The sequence below is a fragment of the Acinetobacter sp. YH16051 genome (assembly GCF_013417135.1).
In the GTDB taxonomy this organism is placed as follows: Bacteria; Pseudomonadota; Gammaproteobacteria; order Pseudomonadales; family Moraxellaceae; genus Acinetobacter; species Acinetobacter towneri.
Map to the genome: position 1 here is coordinate 173281 of NZ_VPEN01000004.1, position 21179 is coordinate 194459.

General features: G+C 40.0%; 18 protein-coding genes and 1 pseudogene. 8 read left to right on the forward strand and 11 right to left on the reverse strand.

Translation table 11 applies throughout. The features are described from left to right. Positions 1-158: 158 nt before the first annotated feature. Entirely contained in the window at positions 159-980 is an 822-nt protein-coding gene (locus tag FTV41_RS05465; RefSeq protein WP_154320648.1) for a PhzF family phenazine biosynthesis protein, read from the reverse strand. Between the two features lie 380 nt (positions 981-1360). On the opposite strand from FTV41_RS05465, the gene FTV41_RS05470 reads away from it, so the two are divergent. The 3 genes from FTV41_RS05470 (at position 1361) to FTV41_RS05480 (ending at position 2909) form a co-directional block, all read left to right on the forward strand. Continuing rightward, positions 1361-1645 (forward strand): type II toxin-antitoxin system Phd/YefM family antitoxin, encoded by a 285-nt coding sequence (locus FTV41_RS05470; RefSeq protein WP_154320647.1) that lies wholly within the window; start codon positions 1361-1363, stop codon positions 1643-1645. After that, positions 1599-1865: a type II toxin-antitoxin system RelE/ParE family toxin gene (locus tag FTV41_RS05475; protein ID WP_154320646.1), complete on the forward strand. Its 267-nt coding sequence runs from the start codon at positions 1599-1601 to the stop codon at positions 1863-1865. The genes FTV41_RS05470 and FTV41_RS05475 overlap by 47 nt, the downstream gene beginning before the upstream one ends. A gap of 258 nt (positions 1866-2123) precedes the next feature. Then, a complete protein-coding gene (locus tag FTV41_RS05480) occupies positions 2124-2909 on the forward strand; it encodes an rRNA large subunit pseudouridine synthase E (RefSeq protein ID WP_179996254.1) in 786 nt (261 codons plus the stop codon). A gap of 47 nt (positions 2910-2956) precedes the next feature. Here FTV41_RS05480 and FTV41_RS05485 read toward each other — a convergent pair whose 3' ends face one another. Both FTV41_RS05485 and FTV41_RS05490 read right to left on the reverse strand, forming a co-directional pair. Continuing rightward, the gene (locus FTV41_RS05485) at positions 2957-4195 is read right to left on the reverse strand and encodes a PD-(D/E)XK nuclease family protein (RefSeq protein WP_154320595.1); all 1239 of its coding nucleotides are present in this window, start codon (positions 4193-4195) and stop codon (positions 2957-2959) included. A 102-nt stretch (positions 4196-4297) separates the two neighbouring features. Next, positions 4298-6001, reverse strand: a complete 1704-nt coding sequence (locus FTV41_RS05490; RefSeq protein WP_154320594.1) for a M61 family metallopeptidase — start codon at positions 5999-6001, stop codon at positions 4298-4300. A gap of 204 nt (positions 6002-6205) precedes the next feature. Here FTV41_RS05490 and FTV41_RS05495 point away from each other — a divergent pair, with 204 nt between their 5' ends. The 3 genes from FTV41_RS05495 (at position 6206) to FTV41_RS05505 (ending at position 9979) form a co-directional block, all read left to right on the forward strand. Continuing rightward, the gene (locus FTV41_RS05495) at positions 6206-7516 is read left to right on the forward strand and encodes a D-alanyl-D-alanine carboxypeptidase PBP6B (protein ID WP_179996255.1); all 1311 of its coding nucleotides are present in this window, start codon (positions 6206-6208) and stop codon (positions 7514-7516) included. 283 nt (positions 7517-7799) lie between these two features. Further along, positions 7800-8282 (forward strand): peptidylprolyl isomerase, encoded by a 483-nt coding sequence (slyD, locus tag FTV41_RS05500; protein ID WP_096901865.1) that lies wholly within the window; start codon positions 7800-7802, stop codon positions 8280-8282. Positions 8283-8536: 254 nt separating this feature from the next. After that, positions 8537-9979, forward strand: coding sequence for a deoxyribodipyrimidine photo-lyase (locus FTV41_RS05505; RefSeq protein WP_179996256.1), 1443 nt, complete (start codon positions 8537-8539; stop codon positions 9977-9979). A gap of 82 nt (positions 9980-10061) precedes the next feature. Here FTV41_RS05505 and yaaA read toward each other — a convergent pair whose 3' ends face one another. Continuing rightward, entirely contained in the window at positions 10062-10841 is a 780-nt protein-coding gene (gene yaaA, locus FTV41_RS05510; RefSeq protein ID WP_179996257.1) for a peroxide stress protein YaaA, read from the reverse strand. Between the two features lie 450 nt (positions 10842-11291). Between yaaA and FTV41_RS05515 the strand changes: the two are divergent. Continuing rightward, positions 11292-12037: pseudogene (locus FTV41_RS05515) on the forward strand (IS5 family transposase). Between the two features lie 73 nt (positions 12038-12110). Here FTV41_RS05515 and FTV41_RS05520 read toward each other — a convergent pair. The 5 genes from FTV41_RS05520 to FTV41_RS05540 all read right to left on the reverse strand — a co-directional run bounded on the left by FTV41_RS05520 (position 12111) and on the right by FTV41_RS05540 (position 18630). Further along, a complete protein-coding gene (locus tag FTV41_RS05520; protein WP_004972981.1) occupies positions 12111-12476 on the reverse strand; it encodes a hypothetical protein in 366 nt (121 codons plus the stop codon). Between the two features lie 135 nt (positions 12477-12611). Next, the gene (locus FTV41_RS05525; protein ID WP_179996258.1) at positions 12612-14858 is read right to left on the reverse strand and encodes a bifunctional prephenate dehydrogenase/3-phosphoshikimate 1-carboxyvinyltransferase; all 2247 of its coding nucleotides are present in this window, start codon (positions 14856-14858) and stop codon (positions 12612-12614) included. Between the two features lie 3 nt (positions 14859-14861). Then, positions 14862-15953, reverse strand: a complete 1092-nt coding sequence (hisC, locus tag FTV41_RS05530) for a histidinol-phosphate transaminase (protein WP_179996259.1) — start codon at positions 15951-15953, stop codon at positions 14862-14864. Between the two features lie 73 nt (positions 15954-16026). Beyond that, on the reverse strand, positions 16027-17136 hold the full coding sequence (pheA, locus tag FTV41_RS05535; protein WP_004972976.1) for a prephenate dehydratase: 1110 nt from the start codon (positions 17134-17136) through the stop codon (positions 16027-16029). A gap of 351 nt (positions 17137-17487) precedes the next feature. Further along, the gene (locus tag FTV41_RS05540; RefSeq protein ID WP_096901859.1) at positions 17488-18630 is read right to left on the reverse strand and encodes an acyl-CoA dehydrogenase family protein; all 1143 of its coding nucleotides are present in this window, start codon (positions 18628-18630) and stop codon (positions 17488-17490) included. A gap of 240 nt (positions 18631-18870) precedes the next feature. Here FTV41_RS05540 and FTV41_RS05545 point away from each other — a divergent pair, with 240 nt between their 5' ends. Then, positions 18871-19881: a glycosyl transferase family protein gene (locus FTV41_RS05545; RefSeq protein WP_179996260.1), complete on the forward strand. Its 1011-nt coding sequence runs from the start codon at positions 18871-18873 to the stop codon at positions 19879-19881. 97 nt (positions 19882-19978) lie between these two features. Here the strand turns inward: FTV41_RS05545 and FTV41_RS05550 are convergent, their stop codons facing one another. Both FTV41_RS05550 and FTV41_RS05555 read right to left on the reverse strand, forming a co-directional pair. Then, positions 19979-20248, reverse strand: a complete 270-nt coding sequence (locus tag FTV41_RS05550; RefSeq protein WP_168417984.1) for a YeaC family protein — start codon at positions 20246-20248, stop codon at positions 19979-19981. Continuing rightward, positions 20248-21165 carry an NAD(+) kinase gene (locus FTV41_RS05555; RefSeq protein WP_236162403.1) on the reverse strand — a complete coding sequence of 306 codons (918 nt, stop codon included), beginning with the start codon at positions 21163-21165 and terminating at the stop codon, positions 20248-20250. Before FTV41_RS05555 ends, FTV41_RS05550 begins: the two co-directional genes overlap by 1 nt. Positions 21166-21179 lie beyond the last annotated feature (14 nt).

The following is a 21179-nucleotide window of genomic DNA, read 5'->3' on the forward strand; positions in this document are numbered from 1 at the left end:
GTAAATATTTGCAAATGATGTAAGTTAAAACCAAGAAAAAAATCCAGCAGACTTCTCTCATCTCAGCTTCATCTCCAAAATAAAGTAAAATGAAAACTCAATTTTGACCCTGCATTTGAACATTTTTAAATGGATGAAAGGTCTAATGCTGTGCATGTTTAAATCATGATTTCACCCTGCAAATATAACTGCGCATAACCTGAAATTTCGATGCGATCATTAGGCAAAATCTTGCAATACAGTACGCCACCTCGGGCAGAAGCCTGATATGCCACAAGTTCGGTTTGCTGTAATTTTTCTGCCCATAGCGGTGCAATTGCAGTATGAATTGAACCTGTAACAGGATCTTCTGCAATGCCCATGGCTGGTGCAAAATAACGCGATACGCAGTCATACTGTGTATTTGCAGAGACAGTAATCGCAACATCAACACTCGACTGTGCCGTAATGGCTGTGCGCAACTGTCCCAATTGTTTTAATAATTCAAGGTTAGGCTGTTCATCTAACACATCTTGTACCGATTCATATTCCACAATATAGGCTTGCGCATTGATATAGACGTTTTTAAATGGTTTAGTCAAAGCTTGGCGTAAAATATCGGGATAATCTTCAACTTGTTGGGCAGCACGAATTGGGAAATTCATGCAAATTTTGCCATCTTGCTGTTGCTGAACTGTAAAAATCCCCAATTTTTTCACATGAAATTGAATTGTCTTTGTCTCGGTATAATCCTTAAATAAAACAAAGCCGCTGGCAAGTGTCGCATGTCCACAAAAATCGACTTCTGTTGTGGGTGTAAACCAGCGAATTTCAAAGTTTTCCGCATCTATAATTTTGACAAAAGCGGTTTCAGACAGATTATTTTCCAATGCGATATTTTGCATTAAATCATCGGCTAACCATGTTTTACTAACAAGTACGGCAGCAGGATTGCCTTTAAATAATTCATGGCTAAAAGCATCGACTTGGTAAATTTTCATTAATGAACTCATGATCCTAAAAATATATACACTTATTTCATCTTAAGTTCTTTTCACTATAAGTGCCTAGCCAATTTCTATACTTTCAATCTGCCTAGTAGTTTGATTTTGGATTAATTCGGCATAAAGCGAGCTGTAATATCTAGTAAGTATGTTATTGGCTGTGATGCCAAGTTTGTAAAAGCTGCCTTCTTTATTCCAATATTTGATTAAGTAGAAGATTGCTTGTCCAGCATTTAATACGGCTTAATCGAGGAAAGACGGTCATTTGTATTCATTAGCTTTCATTTCGTAATAGCATCTTTATAGACCTATTAACAGGACTTGCATCAGGTCTTTAAATTGATTATATTGTCTGTACATATTGTGGAGTGATGCTAATGAACAACATTATTCACAGTCGATTTGTCGCTAGTGTTTCGAAGCTTAAAGAAAACCCAATGAAAGTCGTCAATGAAGGATTTGGTGAAGCTGTCGCTATTCTGAATAGAAATACCCCTGCTTTTTACTGTGTTCCTGCTGAGTTATATGAAGAAATGATGGACTTAATCGAAGATCGAGAGCTTATAAAACTGGCTGAACAAGTTGATACTACAGAAACAGTAAAGGTATCTATTAATGACCTACGAGCTAGAGTTCGCAGACGCAGCTCTGAAGAAGTTTGATAAACTAAATCCACAAATTGCTGAACAATTTATTAAAAAGTTGGAAGCAATCTTAGATTTTCCCAAGATACCTAAAAATAAGTTACGTGGATCTTCTGATCTTTATAAACTAAAGCTTAAATCTGCAGGATATAGATTGGTGTACCAAGTTATTGACGATAGGGTTCTTGTATTAGTCCTAGATGTTGATCGGCGAGATACTGTCTATAAAAATATGTAAGCTAGATTAGCCCTCAATTTCAGATTGTAGGGCTTTTTAGCGCTTAGCTTTCTAGTTTTTAATCGTTGTGATACTGCTGCTCATTTTGGCAAGCACACCAAAAAAATATTTATCAATAAGCAATACTTTCCCCCATTCTTATCGCATAATAGAGCCATCTCAAACGCACTGTATTTGCGATTTAATTGGAAATCGCCCGTTTTTCCTTTTAAATACTCTCAATTTTCCCAATTTATTGAATTTAAAGAAGCATTTCTTATGAAAATCGTCATCTTTAATAAACCATATGACGTTCTCTCTCAATTCCGTGAAGATGAAAAACATCTCACCATGTCGGCTTTTGTTGATGATCCAGACTTACGTTTAGCTGGTCGTTTAGATATGGATTCGGAAGGCTTGGTGTTCTTGACTGATCATGGCGGCTTGAATCAGTTTATTACCAATCCAGCCAATAAAAAATACAAAACCTATTTGGTTCAAGTCGATGGTGATGTCACTGAAGATGCCTTGGCACAATTGCGTAAAGGCGTGGAACTGAAAGATGGCATGACTTTGCCTGCGCAAGCGTATAAAGTCGATGAGCCTGAATGGTTGTGGGAGCGTGATCCTCCTGTACGTTTCCGTGCTTCTGTACCTACTTCGTGGATTGAAATTTCAATTTGTGAAGGTCGCAACCGCCAAGTGCGTCGTATGACGGCTGCGGTTGGTTTTCCAACTTTGCGTTTAATCCGCACCAAAATTGGTTCGATTGACTTGGTACAGTTGGGTTTACAACCCGGTGAAACTAAAGAAATCGAACCGTTGTTGTATCCTGATTTTAAAGATGTGCCTGCTGCTGAACCGTATCGCTCACGTTCATATGTGAAAAAACCAGGTGGTACGGGTGGCAAGCCAACCCATCAAAAGAAAAATAAAGATGGTACGCCTAAGAAAAAATCAGGTACGCCACGTATTTGGCAAATGGAAGAAAGTGAAAAGCCACGTCGTAAGACCAATGGTACCACACGTCCTAATACCAAAAGCCGTGGACGTCGGGCGCGTTAAATAAAAAGGAATAAGCTCACTCATTATAGTGGGCTTATTCCATTATTTTAAAGGAGTTCAGACTCTAGTATTTGAATATACTTTGGTAAATCCTGCTCTATAAGTTCACGAAACTTTTCAGTCAGAATTTTTCTTAATTTTTCTGTATCCCCACTTTCTATAAAATCACCAATATCATTTTCAGACAAAATTAATTTCTGAAATGACTGATGCCATTTAGGCTGTAAATTCTTGTCAACACGATTAAAAAAACTTTTGTGTTTGCGGTAGATTTCAAAAAGCCTTTCACGAACTTCTTGTTCACCTGCTCCAATTTTTAAATCAAAATTAACAACATGATTTCTTATATTGAACTCATACAAATAAATAGTATTATTTTCTAAATTTCCATCCTTTGGAAACAGACCTTTATCCTTTAATTTCTCAATATTTTTATGCAAAAATATTGGTTGAAAGCGGACATAAGTTTTATTACTGTTATAAGGTAACAATAACTTCTCTTGCTCGATAAGTTCACGTAAAATATTACCAATTTCACTTGTATCATTTGGCGTACTATATTTAAAAACTAAATCGAAAGCAGACTTATATCTCTTATAGAGTTTTTTTGCGATATCTTCAATTTCTTTATTTTCATTCAACATAGATTTTAACGTCTGTAAATATTGCTCAAGAACAAATTTGGTTTTTTCAGCCAAATTAGCTGATTGTTTTAGGATTTTTTGTTCAATCAGCTTACTAATATGACCATAATTTAACTGAACATAATGTTTTGAATCCTGATCATTAATATTTTGATCTTCCAAAGACAAATAAATATAAATCTTATGTTTATAATCAGGATAACTTGTTTCAATAATATTTCTATATTTTCTAAGCTGACCTTTTCCTTCTCCAGAGTATATTTTATTTTCAATCATCATACAAAATTCATTCTTTTTAGATAAAAACAATAAATCTATATTTTGCATTTCCCTATGAATTACGAGGTCATCAAAATCTAAGTGAACAAAATCAAAAACAGATAAACCTGACTTATTACCTAAATTTTGAAATTCATTTTCTTTAAAATATAATTTTATAAACTCTTTTAATACAAAATCTCCTAATTTATGAGTTTCTGCAGGATCAAACAGCCATGCTAAAAAATTTGAATGCTGTAATTCTCTGTGTGAAACTCTTAAAATTTCCATAAGATTGACTTCTTCATTTACTAAATTCTGCAAACTATTGAAGTCATCATCTAATATCAGCTCTTTTAACTGATATTCCACCTCATTTCTCATAACTTAAGCCTTGGTCCCTCTTAAGCATTACACTTAGTTACTTTCTTAATATTTTTATTAAAAGTAAACCGATGCAAAAGCATCGGTTTACATTTTTTATGATCAACCTTTCAACCACTGCTCTACTTTTGCCTGATCTGTAACATTTAATACCACTTCTGGCAATTCAATCTGCGCAGCATATAGCTCAAAAGTCATCAACTCATCACGGCGGAACGCATGAACAGTATAAATTGCATCCTGTTTGGCATATCGCTCAAGGGATTTTACCGTAGCTTTTAAACCATCAATCGCAATAATCACATCAAGCGCAGAAAGTCCTGCTTTTGCCGCAGCACCTTCACGATGTGCAGTTTGTACCAATATCCCTTCAGGTTTATCTGCCAATTTCAAACCAAATGGCAAAGACTTATCCTGTTTTAGCTGATAATCAATCCCGAACTCAGGCAATAACTGATCGAGCGGCAATTCATCAGTCGTGTTGATTAAATGGTGGATTTGCTCCGACCAATCATCCCCAGTTAATTCTTTGCATAAATCAAAGATGGTGCGCTCATGTACTTGCATGCCCTGTTGCGCATTGGCATACAATTTCTGCATTAAGGCATCTAAGCTTGAACCACGTAAGCGCAAGCCCAAATCTAAACATAAAGCCACCAAACAACCTTTGTTATAGTAGCTGGTTCCTGCATTGTTCGAGTTTTCATCTTGACGATAGAACTTAACCCAAGCATCAAAACTAGATTCTGCTACCGTTTGAATCGCACGACCCGGATTTTGCAAATAACGATCAATTTGTGCTTTGAGCAACTCCAAATAAGCCGCCAGATCAATTACACCACTACGCAGCAATAACAAATCATCGTAATAAGACGTAAAGCCTTCAAAAATCCATAACAGCGATGTATAACCTTCCTGATTCAGATCATAATTCACAAAGCTTTCAGGACGAATGAATTTCACCAACCAACTATGAAAATACTCATGGCTGCACAGACCTAAAAAGCGCTGATAATCTTTAGAAGGTTGTTCAGGTTCGTTAGCTTTCGGCAAATCATCACGAGGTGTAATTAAACTGGTACTGTTTGGATGTTCTAAGCCACCATAGCTATTGCCTGTTACCATGGTCATAAAGGTATAGTTTGCAAATGGCGCAGAACCAAACATAGCAATTTGCGTGGCACAGATTTTTTCAATATCTTGCTGCATACGTGCAGCATTCATTGCATGTTTACCCGAAACCACAAATTCATGTGGAATATCTGCTGCGGTAAAACTAAAACGAGTTTGTTCTGCCAATTCAAACGGTGCATCAATCAGTTCGGCATAGTTTTTGGCTTTTAAGGTATAACGCCCTTTTACCAAACTTTTTGCAATCAAACCTGTTGCAAGCTGAAAATGCTTCAGCTCATCTGGTAAAAATATTTCAACTTCAATGGCTTTGTCTTCTTGTCCATCTAAGCCCAAACAAGCACAGGCAGGATTGACATATAAACGCGTCTGATCGACATAAGCGCCACGCACCGACAAATCATAAGCGTAGACATCATATTCCACCGTAATCAATTCATGATCGGTATTAAATAAGCGCCATTTATTCTTTTCAAATTTCTGAATTTTGAGGATACGCCCTGCTTCATCATAAGCACGTACCGATTCAAGATGTTTGGAGAATTCACGAATTAAATAGCTGCCTGGAATCCAAGTAGGTAGCGATAAAACCTGAGTAGGATTAGCCAAAAAACGCACGGTGACATGCATAAGATGCTGACGATAATCGTCAAATTCGATTTGATAATGCAACATAATGGGCAATACAAAATGTATAAATAAGAACTTGGCAACAAGCTTAACATTTTTTTAGCAATTGATGCGTCAAGATGAGATTTGTCTGCATTTATGGGTAGCCATCTGAGCAAAAAAGGCATAGCATTCCCTAGTCAATTGTTATTGTTTTTGCTGCTTAAAACCATTGTGACACCAATGGATTGGTGTAAATAAGGAACTTCTTTGAAACGTGTTATCTATCTGATTGCGGCGCTCTGCTGGCTCTGCAGCGCAATCACGCATGCCGCATTATTGAATATTCAAGCTGAAAGTGTCGAAGCCGAAGCATGGGCAATTTTAGACCCACAATCTGGGCAAGTGATTGCAGAACACAATAGTCACGTACAACGTGCACCTGCTTCACTCACTAAAATGATGGTGGCTTATATTGTGCTGAAAGATATTCAGGCAGGTAAATTAGACCGACATGAAATTTTGACCGCAACACCTGTGGTAGAACAAGTGATGTGGGATGAATCACAAATGTATCTAAAAGCAGGTGAGCAGATTTCGGTAGATCAATTATTGGCAGGCTTAATTATTATGTCTGCTAACGATGCTGCACTCACTTTAGGTGAACGTGTTGCAGGTGGTGTGCCGCAGTTTATTGCCCGAATGAATCAGGAAGCGCAAGCTTTGGGTATGCAAGACACACATTTTCAGAATCCGTCTGGTGTGACCATGCCAAACCATTATTCTTCTGCGGCAGATATGGCACGTTTGGCACAAGCGATTGTGACTGAAACACCCGATTATTTGGCTTATTCAAAACAGACCAGTTTTACCTATAATCAGCACTTTCACCGTGCGACCAATATTTTATTAAAACAAGACCCAAGTGTAGATGGATTAAAAACAGGCTTCACCAAAGCTGCAGGCTACAACCTTGCCCTAACCGCAAACCGCCCAACACTGGACAGTGATGCACCTGAACGTCGTTTGGTGGTGGTGGTGATGGGAACCAAGAGTGCGCAAAAACGTGCTGAAGTGGCACATCAATTATTAAATTTAGCCTATAGCTATACCCGTAATGAAGTCGCGATTAAACCCAAACAAATGATTGCAGAATTGCCTGTGGTGAAATCGACTTTACGCATGTTTAAGATTGAAAGCAGCCAGCCAAAGTTTGTGACGACATCACTCTATGAACAGCCACATGCAATTAACTTGGCGCAGTTTGATCAAAGTACTCAACGTCTACAACTTGTGAATGCACAAGGCGAATTAGAAACGATTGAACCTGCACAGCGCACACAAACGCATGTCAATATTGAATTGTCTGAAAAATTGCTGACTGCGCCATTGGCACAGGTCATGAAACTGGCAACCGTACACGTTTATCAAAATAACCAATTGATTAACAGCTTTTCGATTGAAGAACAGGTCAACATTGTTGAAGCCAATATTTTTGAAAGAATCATGATGTGGTTTGGCAGTTTGTTTAATTTCTTTAGCCATCAACCTGTAGAAGATGAGAAAACTTCACTCGGTTAGAAGCCGATGATCCTCAAGAATTAAATATCACCAAGATGGGCAATGTCCCATCTTTTTTATTGTCATCTACACATCATACAAAGGGCTTAAAATGAGCCTGCCATAAAATCTGCAAATTTATAGGTATGACGCATAAATTTGCATTGAAATTATAAAATTTGCCCCGATTAACTAAAAAATGTCATAAAAAACTCGGAAAAGTGAAGAATTTGCAGAAATGTCTATAACAAATTCCACGTTTCACTTTATGATGTACCCTTAAAAAATTGAATGGATCAATAACATGACTGCTATTGCAAATGACCTCGTGGTTTCTTTCCACTACACATTGACTAACGCAGAGGGTGAAACTCTCGACAAATCTCAAGGTGAACCACTTGCCTATTTGCATGGTGCAGGTAATATCATCCCTGGTTTAGAAAAAGCGTTAGAAGGTAAAACAGTAGGTGAAAAATTTACTGTAAACGTACCTGCAGCTGAAGGTTATGGCGAATACAACCCAGACTTAGTACAAGAAGTTCCTGCACAAATGTTCCAAGGTGTAGACAACATCCAAGCAGGCATGCAATTCCAAGCGCAAACTGATGATGGCGTTCAAATCGTAACTGTAAAAGCAGTTGAAGGCGACAACGTAATTGTTGATGCAAACTTCCCACTTGCTGGTCAAGATTTAACGTTTGAAGTTGAAATCATTGAAATCCGTGAAGCTTCTCAAGAAGAATTAGATCACGGTCACGTACACGGTGCGGGTGGTCATCACCACTAAGATCAGTATTGATCGAAGCAAAAGGCAAAGTATTTTTACTTTGCCTTTTTTGTTTGTCATTCTAAAATTCAGGATAAGCACATGACTGAAAGATCCTTTCAGGCAGACTATTGCGGAAAGATCATTACAGGAAAAATCAACACAGCACATTGTTGTTTTATTGGTCAAATAAATCCTTCACATTTAAGACAATTTTACCCAGTCATGCTTATAATGAAGTCACCTTTCTAGCGCTCACATCAAGCATTCTTCCCATGCAAAACTATAATTTAGTTTGGTTCCGACAAGATTTAAGAATTTCAGATCACACCGCACTTTGGCATGCTAGCCAAGCAGGAGCTTGTATTGGCGTGGTGATTCTTTCGCCTCAGCAATATCGTTTACATCACGATGCGCCCATTAAAATTGACTTTTACTTGCGTCAATTAAATGCACTAAAAGACGAACTCGCACAACTCAATATCCCACTGATTGTTCAAATTACACCATCTTGGGCTGACATTGCACAAACACTGCTCCAACTATGCCAAACATTGAAGGACTCTCATCCGATTCAAAATATTTATGCCAATATTGAATTGGGAGTGAATGAGCTAAAACGTGATCTTGAAGTTCAACAAACCTTGAACCAACACGGTCAGGATTTGGTTTTGTACCATGACCGCACGCTTTTTCCTGTGGGTACGGTGCGCAATCAGAGCATGAAACCGTATCAGGTATTCAGCGCATTTAAAAAGTATGCCTATCAACAGTTGAATGTCAGTATTCCGCGTTGCTTTCCTCTGCCGCAACCACAACTACCCATCCAACTTCCTAAACAATATCTCTCTACAGTGCCAAGTTTAGAACACTTAGGTTTCGACCCGCTTCCAACGGCACAACAAAACTTATGGGCAGTCACGGAACAACATGCACATCACTTGTTGGATGATTTTACTCGTGAACAAATGCAAGATTATCAGCAACAGCGTGATTTTCCAGCGTTGTCTGGTACCAGCCAATTATCTGCGTATTTAAACTGTGGCATTCTCTCCATTCGGCAATGTCTGGCTGCGGTTTTTGCGCATTCACAAGGACATTTTCATCTTGAAAATACAGGGCAACAAACTTGGTTAGATGAATTACTGTGGCGTGAGTTTTATCAACATATTTTGTTTGATTATCCCAAAGTTTCAAAGCACCGCCCTTTTAAAGATCAGACCGCACAGGTGGCGTGGCGAAATGATCCTGCAGGTTTAGCAGCATGGCAACAAGGAAAAACAGGCATCCCCATTGTGGATGCAGGCATGCAACAACTTTTGCAAACGGGCTGGATGCATAATCGAGTCAGAATGATTTGCGCAATGTTTCTGTGCAAAAACCTGTTAATTGACTGGCGCTTGGGCGAACAGTGGTTTATGCAACATTTAATTGATGGTGATTTGGCTGCCAATAACGGTGGCTGGCAATGGTGTGCCTCGACTGGTACAGATGCAGTGCCCTATTTTAGGATTTTCAACCCTGTGAGCCAATCACAAAAGTTTGACCCCAATGGTGATTATATTCGCACATGGCTACCTAAACTGGCTCATTTAGATGCCAAAAATATTCATGAACCATATGCGAAAAATCCAAATCTAAAACTGGATTATCCGCATCCAATTGTAGATTTAAAACTTAGCCGATTACGTGCCATAGAAGCCTTTAAACAGCTTTAAGAGTACAAACAGGAGATTGGTCAGTCTCGCCCCCATCTGCCATAGGTTAGCATGATGGGAGATTCAACGATTAAACCGACAGTTAGGCGGCTTGCTCGTCACGTTTAAAGACCAATTCGCCTTTTAAAGAACTGTCTGCATCGAAATAATAACCTTCACTATTGAATGCTTTTAAGTCTTCTGCGCGTTCTAATTTATTTTTGATGATAAAACGTGCCATCAAACCACGGGCTTTTTTGGCATAAAAACTGATGACTTTATATTTGCCATTTTTCTGATCTAAAAACACAGGTTTAATAATTTCAGCCTGAATTTTTGCTTCCTGCACTGACTTATAATATTCATCGGAAGCTAGATTCACCAATAATGCCGACTGGTTATGTTTTAAATCTTGGTTAATTAAATTGGTGATGATATCGCCCCAGAAACGATACAAATTTTCACCGCGCGCATTATGCAACTTAGTGCCCATTTCCAAACGATACGGCATCATTAAATCCAATGGACGCAATAAGCCATATAAGCCAGAAAGCATGCGCAAGTGTTGTTGAGCAAACTCAATCTCTGCAGCAGATAAACTATAAGCATCTAAGCCTGTGTACACATCACCTTTAAAGGCAAACATGGCCTGACGTGCATTGGCAAGATCAAACTCTGCTTGCCAGTCACGAAAACGCTCGACATTCAAAGTGGCAATTTTTTCACTGACACTCATTAAACTGGCAATTTCTGTAGCAGAAAGTTTACGTGCTACATCAATTAACTCTTGTGAATGTTGAAGTAATCTAGGTTGAGTATATTCATCGCTTGGTAATGCAGTTTCATAATCTAAAGTCTTGGCTGGAGAAATTAAAGCGAGCATAAACCACCTAAATAAAAAATACTGCGCTCACTATAGCAGCAGCTTTCAACAAACTCCAATGCGTGTTTTTGTTTAACCCTATCGGAAAAACACGTTGCGTTGTATTGCTAGAAGATGATCTCTTAGATCAATCCAACGTGGAGGCTGAGGTGCTTTTATTTCAGTGTCTGCTTTAAAAAAACATTGATTCACTCTGATCAGTTGAGCTTATTTTTTTTATAGTACTTGCAACATTTCTCTAGGCAATAAAAAACCCACTTAACTCTCCCAAATTAAGCGGGTTAAATAAAAATTATTTTGTTGTATTGTTCTTCCTGCTTAATATACGGTTGCGATGTGTCATTTAGATGACATTTCAATTAAAAAATGAATAGGATCTGTTGACATTTGCTGTATAAAAAAATAGCGAGATAGTAAAATTCAATCGCCAAACCAAATTCACTACTCGCTATACCTCGTAAAATGTTGAATGATCAACACTGGTCTAAGTTAAAAGCTATTCTCGCAATTTTAATATTTATCTCAAATCAAATTTGAGAAATTTTTTTGAGGCAATCCTATATCGTATTAGAACAGGATGCCCTTCGAGAGATTTACCCGAGGTTTTTGGTAATCCAAACTCAATTTTTAAAAAGTACAATCGCTGGTCTAATAAAGATAAGATAATGAAAATATTTAAAATATTCTCAGAGAACGCTGATCGTGAATGGATATTTATTGATGCTACTCATGTTAGAGCACACCAACATTCAGCAGAAATCCCTAATCAGGATATTTCAAAAAGTGTTGGGGGTAATAGTTCTAAAATTCACTTAGCTATTGACTCTCACGGTAACCCGATCGAATTTATTATTTCAGATGGAACCACCCATGATGTCAAAGTTGCCCCTATTTTAGTCGAACAATTAGATTTAACTGACACTGAAATAGTCTGTATGGATAAAGGCTATGATTCTGAAATATTAAGAGAGCAGATTAAAAATTAAAGTGCTAAAGCGAATATACCGAAGAAATCAAACACGAAATCAAGTAATGATCATATGGACTGGTATTTATATAAAATCAGACACTTAGTTGAGAATGCTTTTTGCCGTTTGAAGCAATTCCGAGGAATTGCTACACGGTTTGATAAACTAAAGCGAAACTTTCGAAGCGCAGTTGCCTTAGCTTGTATTTATCTGTGGCTGCCTTTATGAAATGTCAACAGACCCTATTTTTAATTTAAAAATCATGTATAGATTTTAAACATCCAACACATATCGTCCTAGTTTAACCTTTCCACTCAAATTCACTAAAAGATTGGTCTTCTTTCAGAGTATTTTCTACCGCTTGCGCCAATTGATTTAATAAACTTTGCTCTGTAATCCGTTCTAGCCAGTCTTGTTCTTCATTGGGGTATGAAGTAATTTCACAAACAAGATGTCCATCTTCACCACGGCTTTGACAGTTCACAGCCAAAGGCAGCGCATGTTGATCTACACTTACAGCGACTTGTGCACCACTCTGCGGCAACGTTTGAAAGCCATAGTGAGATAAGTTTTGTGAAAGTAAATTCGCCACATAATTCTGTGCCAAAGTGCAATCTTGTAACTCTTGTTTATTTTCACAATTCGCCATAAATTTTAATTTGCGCATGCTCGAACCCAAAGGCTTTTTTCTTGTATGGGTTTAGCATAAGCAATAAAACGCAAACAGCCAAGCAAAAGCTTGGCTGTTTCAGCATAAAGTCTAGGCTTTGCGATTTGTCATCGCAGCCCGTATCGTTTTGGCTTATTCTGTCACTTGAATATTCAGACCTGCCACACCTGCAAGCTCAGTAAAGGTTGGGAAACTTGTCGCTACTGTTTCTGTACCGACAATTTTAATTTCTCCAGAAGTACGCAAGCCTGCGATAGAAAAACTCATGGCAATACGGTGGTCATGATGTGATTCAATCTCGCCGCCTGTGAATATCGCTGACCAGTCACCTGCTTTGCCTTTACCCTGAATGATGATGCCATCGTCAGTGGGTGTGCAGTCAATGCCCATGGTTTTTAAACCATCTGCCATCACTTGAATACGGTCTGATTCTTTCACGCGCAACTCTGCAGCACCTGTCAGTACAGTTTGACCTTCAGCACAAGCTGCAGCAATGAACAATGCAGGAAATTCATCAATCGCCAATGGCACTTGATCTTCAGGAACATGAATCCCTTTTAAAGTACGTGAACCACGAATACGAATATCTGCAATTGGTTCACCGCCTGCAATACGTTCATTTTCCACGCTCAGGTCTGCACCCATTTGTTTCAGAATTTCAATCACACCTGTACGGGTTGGGTTAATGCCCACCGCTTCTAAGGTTACATCTGAATTTTCTGTAATGGCTGCTCCCACCATGAAGAATGCCGCAGATGAAATATCAGAAGGTACTTGAATATCTGTACCCACCAATTTACCGCCGCCTTGCAATGAAATACGGTTACCTTCAGTTTTCACTTCATAACCAAATGCACGTAACATACGTTCGGTATGGTCACGCGTTGGTTCAGGCTCAGTCACTGAAGTTTCACCTTCTGCCCAAAGCCCTGCCAATAAAATACCTGATTTCACCTGTGCAGATGCCATTGGCAAATCATAGTGAATACCTTTCAGCGCTTGCGCACCTGTAATCGATACTGGCGGTGTGCCACGTTCACCCGTCGTTTGAATTTGTGCACCCATTTCACGCAATGGTTTAGCAATACGTTCCATTGGACGCTTGGTCAATGACGCATCACCTGTCATAACAGAATCAAACTGCTGTGCAGATAACATGCCTGCCAACAAACGCATAGATGTGCCTGAGTTGCCCATATAAATTGCGCTTGCAGGTGCTTTTAAACCTTGCATGCCTACGCCATGAATGGTGACTTCACCATTTTTAGGGCCTTCAATGCTCACACCCATATCACGAAATGCTTGCAAAGTCGCCAATGCATCTTCACCTTCAAGGAAACCTGTCACATGCGTAGTGCCTTCGGCAATTGCACCAAACATAATGGAACGATGTGACACAGATTTGTCACCCGGTACGGTAAATTTACCTTGGAAAGTCTTAGCACCCGGCAAAATCGTAAATTGTTGTGTCACGTTATTGTTCTCCATAAAAGGTTTCTTGGCGAGCATATGATTAAAATGCTGTCGTGCCGCTTGTGCATGTCCAAGCAAGCCCATTAAAGCATGCGAGTCTTCTTGTTCAATCAGTTGGCGAATAATCGCGAGTTGACTTTCAAAGCCATCCACCGCTTTTAACAATGCAGTTTTATTGGCCAAGAAAATGTCATGCCACATTTGTGGATCGCTGGCAGCAATACGTGAGAAGTCACGAAAGCCACCTGCAGCATAGCGGAAAATGTCTAAATTATCTTCCCGATTTGCCAATTGTTCGACCAAATTAAAGGCCATTAAATGTGGAAGATGACTGGTATACGCCAATACCTCATCATGTTTTTCCACATCCATGCAAATTACTTCGGCTTTGGCGCTTTCCCACATTTGAATCAGTTTGCTGACTGCCCATGACGCACTACTAGGTAAAGGAGTCAAAATCACTTTGTGGTTGGCAAATAGATCAACCTTACCTGCATGCACACCTGTATGTTCTGCCCCTGCTATTGGATGACCAGGGACAAAACCTTCAGGTAAGTTATCACCAAATACGGCTTTGGCTGCAGCCACTACACTACCTTTGGTGCTACCAACATCGGTCAGAATCACGTGATCTGCCAAATAAGGCTGAATCTGTCGTAAGACTTTTTCTGTTGCTTGCACAGGCAATGCCAACACTACCAAATCTGCACCCTGTACGGCCTCTACAGGATTGTTAAAGCCTTGTTCAATTAATCCTAATTCCAAAGCATCTTGCAGCGTTTTTTCAGAACGGGTCGATGCCACAATATGCCGACTTAAGTTTTCTGCCAGCATTACACGTGCCAAACTCGAGCCTATTAGCCCGAGTCCGATAAATGCAACTTTTTCAAACAATGGTTGCGCCATGTTTTATGCCTTCGCTTCCTTGCCCAATACTTTGGCTAATGCACGCAGGAACTTGGCATTTTCTGCTTCTGTGCCAATTGAAACACGTAAATGGGTCGTAATACCCACAGGACGTACAATTACACCTTCTTTCAATAAGGCATTAAAAGTTTGACCCGGATCGGCTTCTACATCTACCAAAATAAAGTTAGCACGTGAAGGCACATAATTCAGACCCAATGCTTTAAAGCCTGCTTCCAATTGCGCCATGCCTGCTTTGTTGGCAATACGTGATTTTTCGATAAAATCTTCGTCTTTTAATGCCGCAACCGCAGCCACCATTGCCAAGTGATTGACGTTAAATGGTTGACGAATACGGTTTAAATAATCGGTCACTTCTGCAGAAGCTAAAGCAAAACCAACGCGCAGCGCCGCCAAACCATAGCACTTAGATAAAGTACGGCTCACGATTAAGTTTGGATATTGCTCAAGGAATTTAAGGCTGTTGAAGTTTTCTGGGAAATATTCCACATAGGCTTCATCTAATACCACAATCACCCGTGCAGGAACTTTTTGCATAAAGGCTTCAAATTCAGCCTCTTCAAACCATGTGCCTGTTGGGTTATTTGGGTTCGCAATAAAAATTAATTTAGTGTTGTCTTGAATTGCTGCTGCCATAGCATCCAAGTCATGTGAGAAGCCTTTGGCAGGCACTTCAATGGCTTGTGCATTAATTGCTTGCGTTACCAAGGCATAGACCGCAAAAGCATGCTGACTATACAAAACTGAATCTTTGTCTGAAACGAATGCACGAGCAAACATTTCAAGCAAATCGTTTGAACCATTACCCAAAGTAATACGGTCATGCGCAAAGCCAAATTGTTTTTGAATTTGGTCTTTTAAAATAAAACCACCACCATCTGGATAGCGACCAATTTCAGCAATTTCTGCTGCAACGGCTTCTTTAACTTTGTCTGAACAGCCCAATGGGTTTTCATTTGAAGCAAGTTTGACGATATCTGTAATCCCCAACTCACGCTCAAGTTCACTGATTGGTTTACCTGGTTGATAAGGCTTTAACTTCGAGATGCCTTCATTGGCTGGGACAAACGACATTTTACACTTCCAGTTGACTAGGTGGTGAATGTGGCGCGCATGACAAACATGCACATCACTGAATTAAATACGATTACAACACGGCAGCAGGATAAGAACCCAAGACACGAATTTCTTTCACCAATGGACGGATTTCTTCAATCGCTGCACGGACATTGTCTTGCTCGACATGCCCTTCTAGGTCAATGAAGAATACATAGGCCCATTTTTCAGGCAAGGCAGGACGTGTTTCAATACTGGTCAAGCTAATATTGTGCTTCGCAAATGGTGCAAGAATCTCAAGCAATGCCCCTGCGCGGTCATGTGCAGACACCAACAATGAAGTTTTATCATTGCCACTTGGTGGAACTTTCTCACGACCAATCACCAAGAAACGTGTGGTATTTTCTGGGTTATCTTCAATATTGCTATGTAAAATTTCGAGTTCGTAAATATTGGCCGCAATTTCAGAAGCAATTGCAGCAGAATGCCATTCATTACGAATACGGCGCGCTGCTTCTGCATTGGAGCTGAGTGCCACACGTTCTACACCCGGATAATGTACATCTAACCATTTACGGCATTGTGCCAAAGTTTGCTGATGCGCATAAATTTGTTTAATGCTGTCTTTACGAGTGTTTTCTGACACAAGGAATTGGTGATGAATACGCAATTCCACTTCACCAATCACATTTAATGGCGATGATTTAAAGCAGTCTAAAGTATGGTTCACCACACCTTCAGATGAGTTTTCGACAGGCACTAAACCATAGTGCGCACTACCTGCTTCCACTTCACGGAAGACTTCATCAATAGTAGGCAAAGGACGCACAATCGCGTCTTGACCAAAATGTTTAAGTACTGCGGAATGCGTATAAGTACCAATTGGCCCTAAAAACGCAATACTTTGTGGCGCTTCAAGTGCCAAACATGCCGACATAATTTCACGGAATAAACGTGCCATGGTCACATCAGACAACGGCCCTTCGTTGCGTTCCATAACATTACGTAAAACTTGCGCTTCACGTTCAGGACGGTAAAACAACGGGCTCTCTTCTGCTGCAAATTTTGCTTTCGCCACCGCTTCAGCAAGTCGTGCTCGACGGTTAATCAGCTGCTGAATCTGTTGATCTACAGAGTCAATATCTTCACGGATTTTAGCGAGATCAAGAGAAGTCGTTGTGTTCTGATCGTCTTGGATCATTGTTATGTCGCCCTTCATAAACATTTTGCAAATAGTATAACAATAGTTAGCTTTCAAATGTTGCGCAATACAACTTTCAGTGTTTCAGATTTAAAAACATACAGTTGATCAAAGCATCACCAATCTATACATTTAAGCCGCAACTTTGCACAACGTACCGCTTAAAACTGGGCAACTATGCTTTTCTTTTTTGCATCTCTAATTCTAAGCGGTGTAATTTTATTTTTAAGTGTAATTATCAATCAGCTCATTGCTTTTAAGTCTGATCAAATTCATAAAAAAAGAGCCAGCACTGGGCTGACTCTGGAGATGATCCTTGATCTTTATTCAATTGGACTTTTAGGCATTGTTTTAACGCCCTAATAAACCACGCGCGACAATTTCTTTCATAATTTCATTGGTTCCACCGTAAATTCGCTGGATTCGCGCATCGACAAAGAAACGAGAAATCGGGTATTCCGTCATATAGCCATAACCGCCAAACAGTTGCAGCAATTGATCGGCAATTTTCATTTGCATATCTGTCGCAAAGCTTTTTAAAGCGGCTGCAGTTTCGACGTCCAGTTTGCCCTGCATATACAATTCGACGTTTTGATTATAAAAAGCAGCGGTTGCCAATTCATCAATTTTAGCCTGTGCCAAAACAAAACGGGTATTCTGGAACTGACCAATGGCTTGTCCAAACGCCTGACGCTCTTGCACATATTGTGTGGTCACATCAATTGAACCTCGAATAGCACCCAATGCAGTAGCTGCAATCGCAGTACGTTCACGTGGCAATTCTTGCATTAAATAGGCAAAACCATGCCCTGCCTGTCCTAACAATTGATTTTTCGGCACTTTGACATTGTCAAAGAATAGCTCTGACGTGTCTTGTGAATGCAAACCAATTTTTTCCAAATTGGTGCCTTTTTTAAAGCCTTCTAAATGAGTATCGACCAACATGAGCGACACGCCTTTGGCACGTGCTTGCGGATCTGTTTTTACTGCCAAAACCACTAAGTCTGCATGCTGACCGTTAGAAATAAAGGTTTTAGAACCATTCAGTACATAATGATCATCTTGCAAAATGGCGTTGGTACGCATGGCTTGTAAGTCTGAACCCGCACCTGGCTCGGTCATGCCAATTGCACCAACCACTTCACCCGACACCATTTTAGGCAGCCAGTATTGTTTTTGTTCTTCTGTACCAATATGCAAAATGTACGGCGCAGCGATTTCAGAGTGACAGGAAATACCTGTAGAAAGTGCGCTATAACCTGCACGTGCCGATTCTTCGACCAACATTAGGGAATAATGCGTTGGAACACCATAGCCGCCATATTCTTCAGGCACATCAATACATAAAAAGCCATTTTCACCTAACAGATTCCACACGCTGCGCGGCATGATGCCCTCACGTTCCCACGCAGCATAATGCGGTGCAATATGCTCCTGCATAAAACGTCGAAAGTTATCTCTAAATAATTCTAAATCAGCATCATAAGCCAGCATATCCAATCCTTTATTTTTCAATTGTTGTTTTCAATAGTATCCATGCTATGCATTTTTATACAGGCTGTCATGTGTTATCCCTACAGATTGTCTTACTTTACAGTCAAACTTTAGTCGTCATTTCAGATATGCAATGAAACTTGTGGCAGCTCGTACAAGCTGAAGCTGTGAATAGTGCTGCAAACTGTTGCCGAAGTTTATACACTAGTATACTAACTAAAGATGTGTGTGAACTCGCTTATGCCAAATACAAACCCCAATAAAAGAAATATTTATAAAGATGCAGAACATCCATTCGCACAATTTATTCGAATTATTGGCAAAGGCAAAACAGGCGCACGCTCACTGACCTATGATGAAGCCTATCAAGCCTTTGGCATGATTTTGCGCAATGAAGTGCTGGATGTGCAATTGGGTGCTTTTTTAATGCTACTGCGTGTAAAAGAAGAATCGGTAGATGAATTGGCAGGCTTTGTCCAAGCGACTCGTGATCAGTTGCAATTTAAACCACTACAGGTCGATTTAGATTGGTCTTCTTATGCAGGTAAACGCAAACATTATCCGTGGTTTTTATTGGCGGCACTGACTTTGGCAAAGCATGGCTATAAAGTAGTCATGCATGGCGCTTCTGGGCACACCATTAACCGCTTATATACCGAACAAGCACTGCAATATTTAGGTTTCCCCATTTGCGAAAACGACCTACAAGTTGAGGAGCAATTGGCACAACGCAATTTTGCCTATTTGCCGCTACATGCCATTTCACCCATTTTGAGTGATCTTATCAACTTACGCAATGTCATGGGTTTGCGCTCGCCAATTCATACCCTTGCTCGGCTGATCAATCCATTTAATGCCAAAGCCACGATGCAGGCTATTTTCCATCCTGCTTACCGCAGTTCACATCAACAAGCGGCATTTCAGCTAGGTTATCAAAACAGTGCGGTCATTAAAGGTGAAGGTGGTGAATTTGAACGCAATCCAGATGCCAGAACTTTAATTTGTGGTATTAAGAATGGCACCTTATATGAGCACGAACTACCTAAATTGACCGATAGCCGCAGCCCTGTAGAAGAAGAACTAGATTTGGCTGTTTTGAAAGCGGTGTGGTTAGGTCAGCAACCGCATGAATATGGTGAAGTCGCCATTACCGAAACCATAGGTATCGCTTTATATACCATGGGCGTTTGTGATGATTATGCTGTAGCGATGCAAACCGCACAGCAGCTTTGGCAAAATCGCCATCACTAAAACCCAAAACTTTGCTAAAAATACGGCAATAAAAAAGACACCTTCAGAGGTGTCTTTTTGCGCTTTCAATTCTAAATTAAAAGTTACATGGCGTGATTTAAACAAAACGAATAGGTTTAAATTCCTCATGCTTGTGATGATCGTCATCACATTGCTCGCCTTCTTCTTTAGTGCCACGATCAATATAGCCACTGCGCTCGGTTTCAGGCAGGTTTTTCATTTCCCATGCATATACCGCTTGCATGCAAATTTCACGTTGCTCCTTGGTCAAAGCAACGCCATTTGGCCATTTACCAATTTCAACTGCCGTTTTTAAACGTCCAACAATTTCAGGATCGAGTACGGCAAGCATTTGTTCAATATTCATCATTCATCCTGCTGTTGCATTGATTCAAAATCTTGGTTCCATCCTAACTTGGTACGACATGCCATATAAAAGTCATAACCTGGTGGATGTAATAAATTCAATTTATAAGGATGTTTGCGGATATGCAAACTATCTCCAACATTTAATGAAACACTATGTTGACCATCGGCACTGACCATTGGCAACACACGGTTTTCACGAATCTGGATTTTAATTTCACTGTGTCCGCCCACCACAATTGGACGCGAAGACAACGTATGTGGATGCATAGGCACCAACGCAATTGCATCCATGCTTGGATGTACAATTGGCCCACCACCCGACAAAGCATAAGCGGTTGAACCTGTAGGGGTTGAAACAATTAGACCATCACTATGCTGACGGTAGACATACTGCCCATCAATGTTCAGCTCAAAGTCAATCATGTGCACAGACTTGCCCGAATGCAGCACCACATCATTTAAAGCAATCGCTTCATAAATGATTTCGCCTTTAGAGCGCACTTCCATTTCCAGTAAAAAACGACGGTCTGACTGGAAGTGACCTTGTAACACTTGATCTAATTTAAAAATAACTTCAGTCGGTTTAATATCGGTCAAGAAACCTAAACGACCACGGTTCACACCAATCACAGGCGTATTGTATTTGACCAGTGCCCGTGCTGCATGCAGTAATGAACCATCGCCACCCACCACAATCACCAAATCAACCACTTCCCCCAATAAAGCACGGCTAACGGTTTGTGTGTTGGCATAAGGCACAAGTTCAGCAGTTTCAGAATCAAAAACGGGATGCAAGCCCAAGCCTAAAATATGATCATGGATCAGACATAAAGTTTCTACGACAGAATATTTGTCTGGACGACCAATCAGTCCAATGTTCCGAAAGTTCTTATGTGAGAGTTGCACCTGCGATATCGCTCCGCTACGAT

What these genes read in the sequence shown, in the direction of transcription:
- FTV41_RS05465 (WP_154320648.1), bottom strand. Translation starts at nt 980, where the DNA reads ATGAAAATTTACCAAGTCGATGCTTTTAGCCATGAATTATTTAAAGGC.
- FTV41_RS05470 (WP_154320647.1), top strand. Translation starts at nt 1,361, where the DNA reads ATGAACAACATTATTCACAGTCGATTTGTCGCTAGTGTTTCGAAGCTT.
- FTV41_RS05475 (WP_154320646.1), top strand. Translation starts at nt 1,599, where the DNA reads ATGACCTACGAGCTAGAGTTCGCAGACGCAGCTCTGAAGAAGTTTGAT.
- FTV41_RS05480 (WP_179996254.1), top strand. Translation starts at nt 2,124, where the DNA reads ATGAAAATCGTCATCTTTAATAAACCATATGACGTTCTCTCTCAATTC.
- FTV41_RS05485 (WP_154320595.1), bottom strand. Translation starts at nt 4,195, where the DNA reads ATGAGAAATGAGGTGGAATATCAGTTAAAAGAGCTGATATTAGATGAT.
- FTV41_RS05490 (WP_154320594.1), bottom strand. Translation starts at nt 6,001, where the DNA reads ATGTTGCATTATCAAATCGAATTTGACGATTATCGTCAGCATCTTATG.
- slyD (WP_096901865.1), top strand. Translation starts at nt 7,800, where the DNA reads ATGACTGCTATTGCAAATGACCTCGTGGTTTCTTTCCACTACACATTG.
- FTV41_RS05505 (WP_179996256.1), top strand. Translation starts at nt 8,537, where the DNA reads ATGCAAAACTATAATTTAGTTTGGTTCCGACAAGATTTAAGAATTTCA.
- yaaA (WP_179996257.1), bottom strand. Translation starts at nt 10,841, where the DNA reads ATGCTCGCTTTAATTTCTCCAGCCAAGACTTTAGATTATGAAACTGCA.
- FTV41_RS05520 (WP_004972981.1), bottom strand. Translation starts at nt 12,476, where the DNA reads ATGCGCAAATTAAAATTTATGGCGAATTGTGAAAATAAACAAGAGTTA.
- FTV41_RS05525 (WP_179996258.1), bottom strand. Translation starts at nt 14,858, where the DNA reads ATGGCGCAACCATTGTTTGAAAAAGTTGCATTTATCGGACTCGGGCTA.
- hisC (WP_179996259.1), bottom strand. Translation starts at nt 15,953, where the DNA reads ATGTCGTTTGTCCCAGCCAATGAAGGCATCTCGAAGTTAAAGCCTTAT.
- pheA (WP_004972976.1), bottom strand. Translation starts at nt 17,136, where the DNA reads ATGATCCAAGACGATCAGAACACAACGACTTCTCTTGATCTCGCTAAA.
- FTV41_RS05540 (WP_096901859.1), bottom strand. Translation starts at nt 18,630, where the DNA reads ATGCTGGCTTATGATGCTGATTTAGAATTATTTAGAGATAACTTTCGA.
- FTV41_RS05545 (WP_179996260.1), top strand. Translation starts at nt 18,871, where the DNA reads ATGCCAAATACAAACCCCAATAAAAGAAATATTTATAAAGATGCAGAA.
- FTV41_RS05550 (WP_168417984.1), bottom strand. Translation starts at nt 20,248, where the DNA reads ATGAATATTGAACAAATGCTTGCCGTACTCGATCCTGAAATTGTTGGA.